Origin of the sequence: Vibrio sp. 10N.286.46.A8 (assembly GCF_041470165.1) — a bacterium.
GTDB lineage: Bacteria > Pseudomonadota > Gammaproteobacteria > Enterobacterales > Vibrionaceae > Vibrio > Vibrio tasmaniensis_A.
In genome coordinates this window covers 24,579-38,560 of the sequence record NZ_JBFRLX010000049.1, presented here as the reverse complement: position 1 = coordinate 38,560, position 13,982 = coordinate 24,579, and the positions used below count along the sequence as shown (strand labels likewise).

Sequence of the window (13,982 nt, the reverse complement as noted above, 5' to 3'; positions counted from 1 at the left end):
TCTTTATATTTATCAGTGGCTTAATCTATAATTGTTGAGTTATTTGTATTTTTTGATTTTATTTTTAATTGTGCGCCGAAATAAATGTTTTTGTGAGTGTATTTTCAAATTATTTTCAGAGTTAGCTATCTTTTTTAAATCGACTACTCTTAGAAATATGTGATCGTTAGTTAAGCCTCGTTATGGTTAGTACAGAAAGATTTATCAATATGGCATGGGAATTAGAGCTTACCATCTGCTCACTAATAACCGAGCGCACGCCAGCGGGCTATCTAGATATGTGTAGAGACCAAGCGAAGCTTAGAGGCATCGATGTCTTTAGCTTGAACTTTAATGACTATGAATCCCCCCTAGCTGCTTTCGCAGCAGAAGAGAATCGAGAACTGGTTGCTACTTTGGAACATTGCAGACGCAAAACTCTTGTCATCTTTGAGGGAGCTGATGCGCTCGCCCCGCTGGAGTGTCCTGAGACGTTTTGGCTTAGGTCGGTTATCGTCGCTGCGAATAACTCTTTGGTGGTTATGGTTTCTTTTGAAAGTAAAGCATCATATAAAAACTTGCTCCATCACAGGAGTTCACCTTTTTACATGTCAGCAATCCCTCTACAACATGAGCTATAGGTAATAATATGACAAAGAGCACACTGTTTATGATGTCATTGTTACTAGTTGCATTTGAATTTGGTAAAATACTGGGTATCTAATGATACCTATAGCAAGCAAAGCGACATGATGTCGCATCGGTTCATATGCAAATGTCACAATTTAATTTAGCTCAGATCTTAACTGGTTCTCCAGTGCCTCCTATGCAACGAATTAAAGTTTTTTCTCCAGATGAGTGGGAAGAGTTCGTTGAGGAGTGGTTAACGGTTAAGAAAAAAGAATTTCATGATACGGACAGATTAGGAGGTGCTGGTGATAAAGGGCGTGATGTCGTTGGTTATGTTACATGTCCAAAACAGTATCCTGATTCTTATGTTTGGGATAATTTTCAGTGTAAGCACTATGACCATCCGTTAATGCCTAGTGATGTCTGGGCGGAGTTCGGTAAACTCTGTTATTACACTTACATAGGTGATTTCCCTGTTCCAAGAAACTATTTCTTTGTAGCTCCTCAGGGTTTGGGAACTTCATTGTCGGATTTACTTCGTAAACCTAGTGCTCTAAGAAAAGAACTTAAGGCGAATTGGAACAAGTACTGTAAACATAAAATAACTAAAACAGTAAATGGTGGTATTTCACTCGAAGGGGAGTTACTAAAACACATTGATGGGTTTGACTTTTCTATTTTCTACAAAGTGAAGCCACTTACTCTTGTAGAAGAGCATGCTAAATCCCGCTATCACGCGACAAGGTTTGGTGGCGGTTTACCTAATCGCCCTAATGTTGGTGATGTTCCCCTCGATATTGCGTCAAGTGAGTTGGTATACATTTCCAAATTGCTAGACGCTTATAGTGAGGCAGATGATGCTGAGTACATAAAGGTAAGTGACTTGCCTAAAGGAAAAGCTACGAATAAGCACTTTAAACGTGCACGTAAAAATTTTCATAAAGCAGAACAGCTTAAGCAGTTTTCTAGAGATACACTTCCCCCAGGTATATTTGAAAAGTTCCAAGGAGAAATTTCATCTGGAGTAGTCGATATAGTAGACGAAGACCATGATAACGGTTTCGTAAGAGTGAAAACTGTCGAAAAGGAAGCTCGTCGATTGGCTATAACATCAAATCCTTTGACACTTTGCAGTGATGGTGAGGATAGGGCAGGTATATGTCATCACCTAGCCAACGATGGTAGCGGAGAAAATGAGTTTGTATGGGTAGTTTCTGATGACGAATAAAACTAATCTCGCGTTTAATAATCATGTCGAGTATGGCTTACGTGCATTGGCGATATTGAAGCACCTATATCCCTCATCTGGCGATCTCGATAAGCTAGCTTGCATCGACTACATTGTAGTCCACTCTGGAGACTTTTCTAATTCATTAAATAGTTTACATGCCCCCATACCACATAGAAGTAGTGAGCTTTATATCAGGCGATCATTAATGAGAGATGGCTTAAATTTGCTGTGCCAATATGGCTTGGTGTCAGTTATTAACGACGAATCTGGCTTTCAGTATTTGCTTACTGAAGAGGGTGAGCCGTTCTTGGATATGCTTAGTTCAGAGTACTTAGAACATGTACAAAAACGAGCCAAGTGGGCAGTTAGTGAGTATGGGATGCTGGATAGTGAGAGTTTAAGAAGAAGTATCCAGCAATCGTTTAATGGTACGGATGCAGAGATCGCGTTCAGAACACACAGTTTGAGAGGTTAGTTTTGGCACATTTGTATATTAGTGAGCTTCGATTGAGCAGTGCAGAGCATGCAGATGCCTCAATTAAGTTTGAGAAGGGCGTTAACATAATTACAGGGCCCTCTAATACAGGTAAAACTTTCATTTTCGAGTGTCTGGAGTATATGTTAGGCAGAGGAGCACTCGAAAGGCGAATTACACAGTCAAAAGTTTATTCAGAGATTTACCTTGAACTTTGTGATACTGATGGTGAAACATTTACGCTAAAGTCAGGGTTTAATGGAGAGAACTTCGAGGTTTTCGAGTCATCAATAGATGAAATCGATAGTGCCCTCCCTTCTCGAGAGCTGAAGAGGAAGCACACTGCAAAAGCCAAAAACACCCTATCGTACTACTTGTTGGAACGCTGCGCTTTGACAGGCACATGGATTAGAAGCAATAAGCAGGGCAAGAAAAACGAACTTAATTTGACCTCAATGAGGCAACTGCATTTAATCGACGAGTTGAGAATACCTACAAAGTCATCTCCTTTTCTGTCGGGGCAATACACTGATGAGACTAAGGAAATTAACGTAATAAAGTGGCTTGTTAGTGGTGAAGATGATTCTCACATTACTGAAAAGCTTCCAGTGAAAGTTATCAATAATAAAACGGGAAAGCTCGAGTTGTTGGAAGAGTTGATCTCGTCACTAATGGAACGTATTCCTTTTGGGGCAAACAGAATTGTGCTTGAGGAGCAAGAAAGTAAGCTCACATTGGCTATAGAAGAAGTTGAGTCTAAACATCTCGCAATAATATCTCAGTGTGAGGTACTTGAAAGTGAGCGCGATTCGTTGAGCCTTCAGTTGTTAAATCATACTGAACAGAGAAAAGAGCTACAAAAATTGTCTCAAAACTCGGCAATAGTAGAAAAGCAATACTTCTCAGATTTGATGAGACTTCAGTCAACAATAGAGATGGGAGCCGCTGTTCAAGGAATAGTAATTAGGAACTGCCCATTATGCGATAGTGCTTTGAATGACCTTAATCATACTGTTGTTGATGTGTGCAATAGTTCAAAAGTAGAAATAGAAAAAACTATTCGTCTAATCAATGAATTAAAGAATGCTAAGTCTCAGTTTGATGATGAAATCGACGAGCTTGATCTACTCGATGCGAGTGTTGCAGAAGAGCTAGAAATGAAAAAATCTGAGTTAGATGGTCACGTTTCTAATGCATTAAAAGAGCTATCTGTGAAAATGAGAGAGCTTGAAGATAAACAAAAAGAAGTGCAACACAACATTTATCTCATAGAGCATATTGAGAGCCTGCAACTACAAAAGAATGACATAGAACAGATTATAGAAGACTCTTCAACTTCAAGGCAATTTGAGGTTCCAACTGTATCAATGATGGACAGTTTAGCTAATCGGATAGGAGAATACCTCGACTTATGGGGCTATCCAAATGTTGAATCAAGTCGCGTTTTGTATAGTGAGGACGACAAGGACTTTGTGATTGCTGGAGAAAGTAGGAACTTGGCAGGTAAAGGATATCGTTCAATAACGTATGCTGCTTGTGCTATTTCATTGTTGGAACTTTACAAAGGTCTAGGTTTTATGGTCATTGATTCGCCATTAGTTACGTACAAAAAGCCAGATGTTCCTGAAGGCGAAGAAATTTCAGAAGACATGGCATCGAGTTTCTATGACTCGTTGAAAGGCCTTGATGAATCACAACAATTAATAATTATCGAGAATGAGGATGTTCCCGAGGATGTTAGTGAAGTGGTGAACCATATACATTTCACTAAAAGCAATAGGAAAGGAAGATACGGTTTTATACCTCTTTGAATCTTTATGCAAAAAGGCGAACCAAACGGTTCGCCTTTTTTATTCGAGTTAGTTTCCAACTTAGTTATCGGTTTTCAACTCGGTTATCACAGTTTCCAACTTGGTTATCTGTGATCACTACAAAAATTAGTCTTCGTAGTTGTCGATGCTTGGGCAAGAACAGATTAGGTTACGGTCACCGTATACGTTGTCTACACGGTTAACAGTTGGCCAGTACTTCGAGTTCTTGGTTGCTTTCGATGGGAAGCAAGCCAGTTCGCGAGAGTAAGGGCGATCCCATTCTGTGCCTGAAAGGTCAACTTGTGTGTGCGGTGCGTTCACTAGAGGGTTGTTGTCTAGTGGCCATTCACCCGCTTTCACTGCTGCCATTTCGTGACGGATTGCGATCATCGCTTCACAGAAACGGTCTAGCTCTTCTAGGTCTTCAGACTCAGTTGGCTCAACCATTAGTGTGCCAGCAACTGGGAAAGACATAGTCGGCGCGTGGAAACCGAAGTCCATTAGACGCTTAGCAATATCTTCTTCGCTGATGCCTGTGTCTTCTTTAAGTGGACGAATATCGATAATACATTCGTGCGCTACGCGGCCGTTAGTGCCACGGTAAAGAACAGGGTAGTGAGGGCGTAGTTTTTCCATCACGTAGTTCGCGTTCAGAATCGCTACTTTCGTTGCGTCTGTTAGGCCAGGTTCGCCCATCATTGCAATGTAAGCCCAAGAGATAGGTAGAATTGAAGCACTGCCTAGATCTGCAGCTGATACCGCGTAGTCAGAACCTTGCACACCGTTTTCGATGTGACCTGGTAGGAAAGGTGCTAGGTGCGATTTAACACCGATAGGACCCATACCCGGACCGCCACCACCGTGTGGGATACAGAATGTTTTGTGTAGGTTCAAGTGAGATACGTCTGAACCGATAAAACCAGGTGAAGTTAGACCGACTTGAGCGTTCATGTTCGCGCCGTCTAGGTAAACCTGACCGCCCGCTGCGTGAACTTGTTCACACACTTCTTTCACTTGCTCTTCGTATACGCCGTGCGTAGAAGGGTAAGTGATCATGATGCTTGATAGGTTGTCTTTGTGCTTCTCGATTTTCGCAGCTAGGTCTGTCATGTCGATGTTGCCATCTTCATCACACTTAACAACCACAACCTTCATTGACACCATTGATGCTGTGGCAGGGTTAGTACCGTGCGCAGAACTTGGAATCAGACAAACGTTACGGTGAGCTTCACCGCGGCTTGCGTGGTAGCGTTGAATCGCGATTAGACCTGCGTATTCGCCAGATGCACCAGAGTTAGGCTGTAGTGAGAAATCGTCGTAACCGGTAATTTCACAAAGCTTCTCTTTAAGATCTTTCGCTAGCGCTGTGTAACCCGCTGCTTGCTCTAGAGGTGCGAATGGGTGAATAGAACCAAACTCAGGCCATGTTACTGGAATCATCTCAGCAGCAGCGTTCAGCTTCATCGTACAGCTGCCCAGAGGGATCATGCCGTGCGTTAGAGAGAAGTCTTTGTTCTCAAGCTGTTTTAGGTAACGCATCATTTGCGTTTCGCTGTGGTGCGTATTGAATACTGGGTGAGTTAGGAACTCTGATTCACGACGGCAGTTTTCTGGAATTGCTGCAAACTCGTTTGATGCAATGTCAGAAGAGAGTGCTTGAACGTCTTCTTTCACGTCGAAGATTGCGAACAGTGAGTTCACGTCGTCGATTGTTGTTGTTTCATCTAGGCTGATACCGATCTTACCTTTAAGAAGGCGAAGGTTGATGTCTGCTGCTTGCGCTTTCGCGTACAGTGCATCTGTCTTCTCTTCTGTGTTCAGCGTGATGGTATCGAAGAAGCTGTTGTTTGTTAGCTCGTAACCCGCTTTAGTCAGGCCAGCCGCTAGAATAGCTGTCATGTGGTGTGTACGACGAGCAATTGTACGTAGGCCTTCTGCACCGTGGTAAACCGCGTAGAAAGACGCCATGTTTGCTAGAAGTGCTTGAGCTGTACAGATATTCGATGTCGCTTTCTCGCGGCGGATGTGTTGCTCACGAGTTTGCATTGCCATACGAAGTGCTTGGTTACCGTGCGTATCGATAGATACACCAATTACACGACCTGGCATTGTACGCTTATGCTTTTCACGTGTTGCCATGAATGCAGCGTGTGGACCACCGTATCCCATAGGAACGCCGAAACGTTGCGCTGAACCAATTGCTACATCTGCGCCCATTTCGCCAACAGGCTTAAGTAGTGCAGAAGCAAGTAGGTCAGTTGCAACGGTTACAAGAGTCTTGTTAGCTTGAGCTTTCGCAATGATGTCAGTTAGGTCGCGAACTTCGCCTGTTGTACCAGGGTATTGGAGAAGCGCACCAAATACGTCTTGCTCTGGAAGTGTTTCAAGAGCACCAACCATGACTTCAAAACCGATGTACTCAGCACGAGTTTTAACAACTTCTAGTGTTTGAGGATGAACATCGTCGGCAACGAAGAATACTTTGCTCTTGCTTTTACCAGCACGCTTACACAGTGTCATGGCTTCGCCAGCCGCTGTCGCTTCATCAAGAAGAGACGCGTTCGCGATTTCCATACCAGTTAAGTCCATTACCATTTGTTGGTAATTGAGTAGAGCTTCAAGGCGACCTTGAGAAATCTCTGGTTGGTATGGGGTGTAAGCTGTGTACCAGCCTGGGTTCTCTAAAACGTTACGTAAAATAACGTTTGGAGTGAATGTGTTGTAGTAGCCTTGGCCAATGAAGGTACGTTTCACTTGGTTTAGGTTAGCGATCTCTTTAAGAGAGGTCAGCATGTCCATTTCGCTCAGTGGCGCAGCAAGTGTCATTGGTTTTTCAAGACGGATTTGTGCAGGAACCGTTTCGTCGATCAGTGCGTCTAGGCTAGTCGCGTTGATCGCTTCAAGCATTTTTTGCTGGTCTGCTTTATTAGGGCCGTTATGACGAGCAACAAACTCGTTTTGCGTACCCAAGTCTTTCAGTAATTGGCTTTGAAGTAATTCAGTCATGATATGTTCTACTTTCTCTCTGGAGCCGTGAGCTAGCCCCTAAAATTAAGCTGCTCCAAAGAGCAGCTTTATCGTAATGAGGTTACCTATTAGTCTTCTTCTACAGAGCTTAGGTATTCTTCCGCATCTTTAAGGTTGTTTAGTTCAGACGCATCAGACATCTTCACTTTAACAATCCAACCGCCTTCATAAGGTTCTTCGTTGATTAGCTCTGGGCTATCTTCTAATTCTTCGTTGATTTCTACAATTTCGCCAGAGATTGGTGCGTAGATATCAGAAGCTGCTTTCACTGATTCAACCAGAGAGAAGCTTTCGCCAGCTTCAATTTCGTCTTCAGTGTCTGGCAGGTCAACAAACACAACGTCACCTAGTAGCTCTTGAGCGTGCTCAGAAATACCAATAGTTACAGTACCGTCACCGTTGTCTTTTACCCACTCGTGGCTGTCTGCAAACTTTAGTGTATTGTCCATTGCTTATTCTCCAAAAATTTATGAGGTTTTAATTTAAATCTTAAAATTGGTTTAACGGTAAAGAGGGAAGCGTTTGCAAAGCTCTTTAACTTGCTTGCGAACACGTTGCTCAACTTCAGCATTGCCTTCAGGGCTTTCAACTAAGCCATCAAGTACATCACCGATCCATTCACCGATAAGTTTGAATTCTTCAGTGCCAAAACCACGACTGGTTCCAGCTGGCGTGCCTAAACGGATACCAGAAGTAATCATAGGCTTCTCTGTATCGAATGGTATGCCATTTTTGTTACATGTGATCCCTGCACGCTCTAATGCTTCTTCAGTTACGTTACCTTTCAAGCCTTTAGGACGAAGGTCAACCAGCATTAGATGTGTGTCTGTACCGCCAGTCACAATGTCACAACCGCGAGTTTGCAACACTTCAGCAAGAACTTTTGCGTTGTCGATCACTGAATCAATATAAGTATTAAATTCAGGGCCAAGAGCTTCACCAAACGCCACTGCTTTAGCCGCGATAACATGCATTAGTGGGCCGCCTTGTAGGCCAGGGAACACTGCAGAGTTGATCTTTTTGTTGATGTCTTCGTGGTTCGTAAGAATCATGCCGCCGCGTGGGCCACGAAGTGTTTTGTGCGTTGTTGTGGTAACAACGTGTGCGTGTGGTAGTGGGCTAGGGTGAGCACCTGTCGCGATAAGACCCGCGATGTGTGCCATATCGACCATTAGGATAGCGCCAACTTCGTCAGCAATTTCGCGGAACTTAGCGAAATCAATAACGCGTGGGATAGCACTACCACCTGCAATAATCATTTTAGGTTGGCTTTCGACAGCTAATGCGCGAACTGCTTCGTAATCGATTTCAAGTGTGTCGCGGTCTACGCCATATTGAACTGCGTTGAACCACTTACCAGACATTGCAGGACGTGCACCGTGTGTGAGGTGACCACCAGCATCTAAAGACATACCAAGGATTGTGTCGCCGGGTTGAAGTAGGGCAAGTTTTACTGCACCGTTTGCTTGAGCGCCAGAGTGAGGCTGCACGTTTACGTATTCACATTTGAACAGCTGTTTAGCACGTTCAATTGCGATAGCTTCAACGGTATCTACGTGCTCACAACCACCGTAGTAGCGACGGCCTGGGTAGCCTTCTGCGTATTTGTTGGTTAGGCAAGTGCCTTGAGCTTGCATTACTGCTTTAGAAACGATGTTCTCAGAAGCAATAAGTTCGATTTGTTCGTTTTGACGAGTGTTCTCTGCTTGGATTCCAGCAAATACGGCGTCGTCAGTACCTGATAGGTTCGTAGAGAAAAAACTGTCTAAGCTGTGGTTTTGGTAAGCGTTCATTGTCGAGACCTTTCATTAAGCTAATGGTGATTGTTTTTATAGTCCATTAGGTCTTACGTTGATTTCTGCATCGGTATCGTTTGCGCTATATAGGTACAGACATACGTTGATTGCGTATTAAATATACTCTTACAGCGTTTCAGCGATCGTTGTAGGGTCAATGCAGCACGAATTGGTTCCCAAAAAATCGGGTAAAAAACAGCTCTTACAAATGTTAAATCTATCATTTGCGGCAAGCCGAAGTAGCATCTCTTCATCTAACAAGTCGATAACATAGCTCCGTTAAAATCAATTTTCAACAAAAATTTCCAATAGGAAACAGATTTTCTTGTTTTGCTACGGGGAGCACGCTTTATTTCTCTGTGTGCTCTTTAATCAACAAAGCGCTTTATGCAACAATGAAATTAATAGACAGGAAGTAAAAAATTAGTGAGGGACCTATGTCAGAAGACATTTATGATGAGTACCCATCTCTAACGTTGGCGAAGGAAACGTTAGACCAGAATATTGAACCACTTAGGCTTGGTAAGCGCATTAAAGACATCCGCGGTAAGCTTGGGATCACGCTAGAAGAGGCAAGCCAAAGAACAGGCTTGGCGCGTTCTACGCTCAGTAAAATAGAGAATGAACAGATCTCTCCGACCTTTCAAGCGATGCAGAAATTGGCTATGGGGTTGCAGATAGATATGCCGCAACTCTTTGAACCGCCAAGAAAAAAAGTCGCTACAGGACGTCGTGATTTAACCAAGGTAGGCCAAGGTAAACCACACCCAACACCCACTTATGAACACGAATTGCTTGCCACAGAGCTCTCTAATAAGAAGATGATGCCGTTTAAGAGTCGAGTCAGAGCTCGTACTTTTGAAGAGTATAACGATTGGGTGCGCCACGATGGTGAAGAGTTCTTAATGATCATCTCGGGTGATGTGATGTTCTACTCAGAATTCTACGAACCCGTGCCAATGAGTGAAGGCGATAGCATGTATTACGATGCGAATATGGGTCATATGCTGATTTCAACTAGTGCTGAAGATGCACTCATTCTGTGGGTGACTGCAAAATAACTGTAGGTCACTGCAAAATAAGCTAACAAGTTTTGAATTTCTTATAGTGGATGCAAACGTTTGCTTTTGTTTTGAACGTTAGCTAATAGACGCGATATTGATGCGAAAATCATCAATATCGCGTTTTTGTATGTACCGAACAATTGTTTTTAAATTGTTAAATGTCACATTTTGAGCTGTTTGACTATTGTTAAGGGTGTAAAACTGACGCAGGCTTGTTTATTATAGTGAACATGGTTTACTCATGTTGATTGAAGTTTACTGAAGTGAATTCTTAGAAAGTGAGTTGTATGGGTTCTGTACAGTTATTCATAATTTATAGAGCCAACGATATAAGCCTATATAAAGGACATCACTTTTTACTATCTACGGTTTCTAACGTTAACCAGTATCGTTAGAGGCGACTCTAAATAGAGATATAAGCGGCAGACTCGATTTTGGACAGCCTGCAACGCTTCATGGAGAATAAAATGACTCAAGAACACGCTAATCAAGACCTACTAACAACACCACTGCATGCGCTTCACGTTGAAGAGGGTGCAAAGATGGTTCCTTTCGCTGGCTACGATATGCCAGTCCAGTACCCACTTGGTGTAAAGAAAGAGCATTTACATACTCGTGATGCTGCTGGTCTTTTTGATGTTTCTCACATGGGGCAACTTCGTCTACATGGTGCAAACGCAGCTGCTGTCTTAGAATCTTTGGTTCCTGTAGATATTATCGACCTTCCTTCTGGTAAACAGCGTTATGCGTTCTTTACTAACGAGCAGGGCGGCATCATGGATGACTTGATGGTTGCTAACCTAGGCGATCACCTATTTGTTGTTGTGAACGCAGCTTGCAAGACACAAGATATCGACCACCTTACAGCGCACCTACCAGCTGACGTAGAGATGGAAGTGATTGATGACCGCGCTCTATTAGCCCTTCAAGGCCCTAAAGCGTCTGAAGTTCTTGCTCGCTTCCAACCTAGCGTTGCAGACATGTTGTTCATGGACGTTCAAAAAGTCGATATCGATGGCGTTGAATGCATCGTGAGCCGCAGCGGTTACACGGGGGAAGATGGCTACGAGATCTCTGTTCCTAACGATCACGCTGAAGCACTAGCACGCAAGCTGACTTCAGAAGCTGAAGTTGAGTGGATTGGCCTTGGCGCTCGTGACTCACTTCGTCTTGAGTGTGGTCTATGTCTATATGGTCACGATCTAGATACAACGACAACGCCAGTAGAAGCCAGCCTTCTATGGGGTATTCAAAAAGTGCGTCGTACTGACGGTGAACGTGCAGGCGGTTTCCCTGGCGCTGATATCATCCTTGAGCAAATCGCAACGAAAGATGTTCAACGTAAGCGTGTTGGTCTTGTTGGTCAAACTAAAGCGCCAGTACGTGAAGGCGCTGAGCTGTTCGATGCTGAAGACAACAAGATTGGTGTTGTAACAAGCGGTACTGCGGGGCCTAATGCAGGCAAGCCTGTTTCTATGGCGTACGTACGCACTGATCTAGCAGTAATTGGCACTGAAGTATTCGCTGAAGTTCGTGGTAAGAAGCTACCAATGACAGTAGAAAAAATGCCATTCGTACCTCAACGTTACTACCGTGGCTAGTCTCTTTTAAGAGAAACTATTAAGCTAAACTAAGCCTACTGTTTGCTTCTCTGTATAGAGAAGTTTAACGGTAGGCTTTTTGGTTTTAAGCCCATCTCCCTTTTTATGAACGTATCTATTTTTATAAACGTATCTATTTTTAAGAGCGTATAACTTTTTATATCGCTATAAGCCCGGTTACCTGAAAGTTCGTTTTTTAAAACGAGACATATGGCTATATCATTAAAATTGCTTACTATAATATTAGTCGTAACGTGTTATGGTGACGATTCATCATTTTTGTAAATAAGTAGTAAGGGTTACAAGGAGTTATCTATGAATGTTAACCATACAATGAGTCCGGTTCGTAAAGCCGTTTTAGGGCTGTTAGCTCCATTGATTTACACATCAAGTGTTATGGCGACGGAAAACTCGGTCGAAAGTGCTCCAAATGTTGGTGTTTCACCTTATATCGTTAACGGTAGCAACGCTTCAGTCACCGATTTCCCATCAATGGCAAGCTTGTTTATCGATCGTATTGATTACGATGGGGTTTACTCAACTGGCTCATATTGTGGTGCAACGATTCTTGACCCAAGCCATGTTTTGACTGCTGCGCACTGTATTTATGGTGATGAGGAAGGACAGTTGTTTACTGTCGTTGTTCCTCAGATAGAAGATACCTCTCAATTCCCTAAGGGTAATATCCAGAAAGCGCGCGTTTCTGAGGTTTATTACCCTAGTGATTACTCGGATGAAATCAGCGACTTTTTACGCAATGATGTTGCTATTCTCAAGCTAGAAAGTGCACTCAATGTTGATTCGATCAACGATGTTGTGAAGCGTCCATCAAATGAAACTTATCGCAATGCGGCGAGTGATTTTGTGGCCGTTGGTCATGGTAATACACGTACAGGCTTTGACGGAACCACCTTATTACAGAAAGTAACTCTGGCTTACGTAGATAACACAACCTGCAAGAACGCATTTACAGACAAGGACAACCCAAATCCTCCTCTAACTGGCAAACAAATTTGTTTTGGTGGCGACTATAGCGTATTTACGGGTTTATATGGCAGTACCTGCCAAGGAGACTCTGGTGGTCCAGTTTACTGGAAAGATGGTTCTGATTATCGACAAGTCGGTATTACTAGCTTTGGTCCTGCAACCTGTGGTGGTAGTTCTATCGTAACGTCCGTATTTACTGAAATCTACGATTATAAAGATTGGATCGATAGCGTGATCGCGGGTACAGAAACCGCTAAATTTGTTTCAACACACGCTAAGAGGTCGGCATACTCCGGCTTGAAGAAGAAGCCCGTTACAAGCTCTGGTAGCAGTGGTGGGAGTGTATCATTTGGCTTGCTAGGTATGTTGATGTTGTTTTCTGGCTTTAGAGCGTTTAATCGCTTTAGAAAATAGCTTACGTTAAACACCCTATTTTTGATTAAGTCGACGCTTTAACAAGCATCAGCGTCGACTTAGTTATTTCGGTGTACTATCGATTCAAACTTGCTGATAAGCCTGCTTATTGATTTTCGCCTTCCTGCTATACCTTTCGATAATTTCATCCATTTGCTTTATTGCATCGTTGATATTTTGAATACCACCTTGTACAACACCTTTCTCGCTTTGGTTCAATGCAGAAAAAGCCTGTTTTAATTCTTTATCTTCCAGCATATTTCCGTGTAACAGCACTTCTTTGTAAGTCAGTAATCTCTGCTGTACCGCAACAATTTCATTACGGGTATCTTCTGATTCTAAAGCCTGTTGTATGCAAGGAAATGCCAATTTATAGAGATTCGCAATTTCCAATTTCACGCTATCATTATTCGCAATTTGCAATTTTTCTTATTTCCTAGCTCTGATAATTCAAACTTATCTACCCGCGAGTTAACGCCGTTGTAAGTGTGAAAGTCCATGAAACGTAACGTTTTTATCGGCCGAATAATATGCCTTTAATCGCTTATGTAAACTGTTCTAAGTCAATATGGTCTGCTTCTTGCTGAAATTAGGTCATAACTGTCTATTCTGGAGGTGCTTATGTCACAAGAACCTATAGTCATTGCGCTGATTGAGCGTAGGAAGCTAGGCAATTGGTCTCAAGAAAAATTAGCGGCTAGCGCAGGAATGAGCTTGAAAACCTATCAACGAATTGAGCGCGGAGAGGCTGATATCAAAATGTCTCAGTATCGTTCGATCACGAGAACTTTGAAAGTGACGGACTTGGATGTCGTACTCGACGTTGTAGGAGCGTCTGAAGCAGCAGCGGAAGATGTAGCTGCTGCTAGTCGTTTGTTAACCAGTGAAGAGCGAATGCTGTTGATTAAACTGATTTTGTCGGTCAAAAAACAGAAGTAGCGTTTTGTTCTAATAGATACTTTCTAAT

12 protein-coding genes are annotated in these 13,982 nt (G+C 42.8%); 8 read left to right on the top strand and 4 right to left on the bottom strand.

What is annotated here, in order from left to right:
• Window positions 1-209: 209 nt before the first annotated feature.
• From AB4232_RS06295 to AB4232_RS06280, 4 genes are all read left to right on the top strand, one after another.
• A complete protein-coding gene (locus AB4232_RS06295) occupies window positions 210-620 on the top strand; it encodes a hypothetical protein (protein WP_017059854.1) in 411 nt (136 codons plus the stop codon).
• A 134-nt stretch (window positions 621-754) separates the two neighbouring features.
• The gene (locus AB4232_RS06290) at window positions 755-1,837 is read left to right on the top strand and encodes an ABC-three component system protein (RefSeq protein WP_100214621.1); all 1,083 of its coding nucleotides are present in this window, start codon (window positions 755-757) and stop codon (window positions 1,835-1,837) included.
• Window positions 1,827-2,315, top strand: coding sequence for an ABC-three component system middle component 2 (locus AB4232_RS06285; RefSeq protein ID WP_017059852.1), 489 nt, complete (start codon window positions 1,827-1,829; stop codon window positions 2,313-2,315). Before AB4232_RS06290 ends, AB4232_RS06285 begins: the two co-directional genes overlap by 11 nt.
• A gap of 32 nt (window positions 2,316-2,347) precedes the next feature.
• Entirely contained in the window at window positions 2,348-4,126 is a 1,779-nt protein-coding gene (locus tag AB4232_RS06280; RefSeq protein ID WP_133148601.1) for a hypothetical protein, read from the top strand.
• Window positions 4,127-4,252: 126 nt separating this feature from the next.
• Here AB4232_RS06280 and gcvP read toward each other — a convergent pair whose 3' ends face one another.
• The 3 genes from gcvP to AB4232_RS06265 form a co-directional block, all read right to left on the bottom strand.
• A complete protein-coding gene (gene gcvP, locus AB4232_RS06275; RefSeq protein ID WP_372086625.1) occupies window positions 4,253-7,132 on the bottom strand; it encodes an aminomethyl-transferring glycine dehydrogenase in 2,880 nt (959 codons plus the stop codon).
• Window positions 7,133-7,221: 89 nt separating this feature from the next.
• A complete protein-coding gene (gene gcvH / locus AB4232_RS06270; RefSeq protein ID WP_009845137.1) occupies window positions 7,222-7,602 on the bottom strand; it encodes a glycine cleavage system protein GcvH in 381 nt (126 codons plus the stop codon).
• A 51-nt stretch (window positions 7,603-7,653) separates the two neighbouring features.
• Complete coding sequence (locus AB4232_RS06265) at window positions 7,654-8,946, bottom strand: serine hydroxymethyltransferase (RefSeq protein ID WP_017097964.1); 1,293 nt, start codon at window positions 8,944-8,946, stop codon at window positions 7,654-7,656.
• 440 nt (window positions 8,947-9,386) lie between these two features.
• Between AB4232_RS06265 and AB4232_RS06260 the strand changes: the two genes are divergently transcribed.
• From AB4232_RS06260 to AB4232_RS06250, 3 genes are all read left to right on the top strand, one after another.
• Window positions 9,387-10,010 carry a helix-turn-helix domain-containing protein gene (locus AB4232_RS06260; RefSeq protein WP_269336476.1) on the top strand — a complete coding sequence of 208 codons (624 nt, stop codon included), beginning with the start codon at window positions 9,387-9,389 and terminating at the stop codon, window positions 10,008-10,010.
• A 470-nt stretch (window positions 10,011-10,480) separates the two neighbouring features.
• A complete protein-coding gene (gene gcvT / locus AB4232_RS06255; protein WP_029222778.1) occupies window positions 10,481-11,614 on the top strand; it encodes a glycine cleavage system aminomethyltransferase GcvT in 1,134 nt (377 codons plus the stop codon).
• A 315-nt stretch (window positions 11,615-11,929) separates the two neighbouring features.
• On the top strand, window positions 11,930-13,015 hold the full coding sequence (locus tag AB4232_RS06250; RefSeq protein ID WP_135381381.1) for a trypsin-like serine protease: 1,086 nt from the start codon (window positions 11,930-11,932) through the stop codon (window positions 13,013-13,015).
• 84 nt (window positions 13,016-13,099) lie between these two features.
• On the opposite strand, the gene AB4232_RS06245 is transcribed toward AB4232_RS06250, so the two are convergent.
• Complete coding sequence (locus AB4232_RS06245) at window positions 13,100-13,438, bottom strand: hypothetical protein (protein ID WP_012600693.1); 339 nt, start codon at window positions 13,436-13,438, stop codon at window positions 13,100-13,102.
• 198 nt (window positions 13,439-13,636) lie between these two features.
• Here AB4232_RS06245 and AB4232_RS06240 point away from each other — a divergent pair, with 198 nt between their 5' ends.
• Window positions 13,637-13,954 (top strand): helix-turn-helix domain-containing protein, encoded by a 318-nt coding sequence (locus tag AB4232_RS06240; RefSeq protein ID WP_009845174.1) that lies wholly within the window; start codon window positions 13,637-13,639, stop codon window positions 13,952-13,954.
• Window positions 13,955-13,982 lie beyond the last annotated feature (28 nt).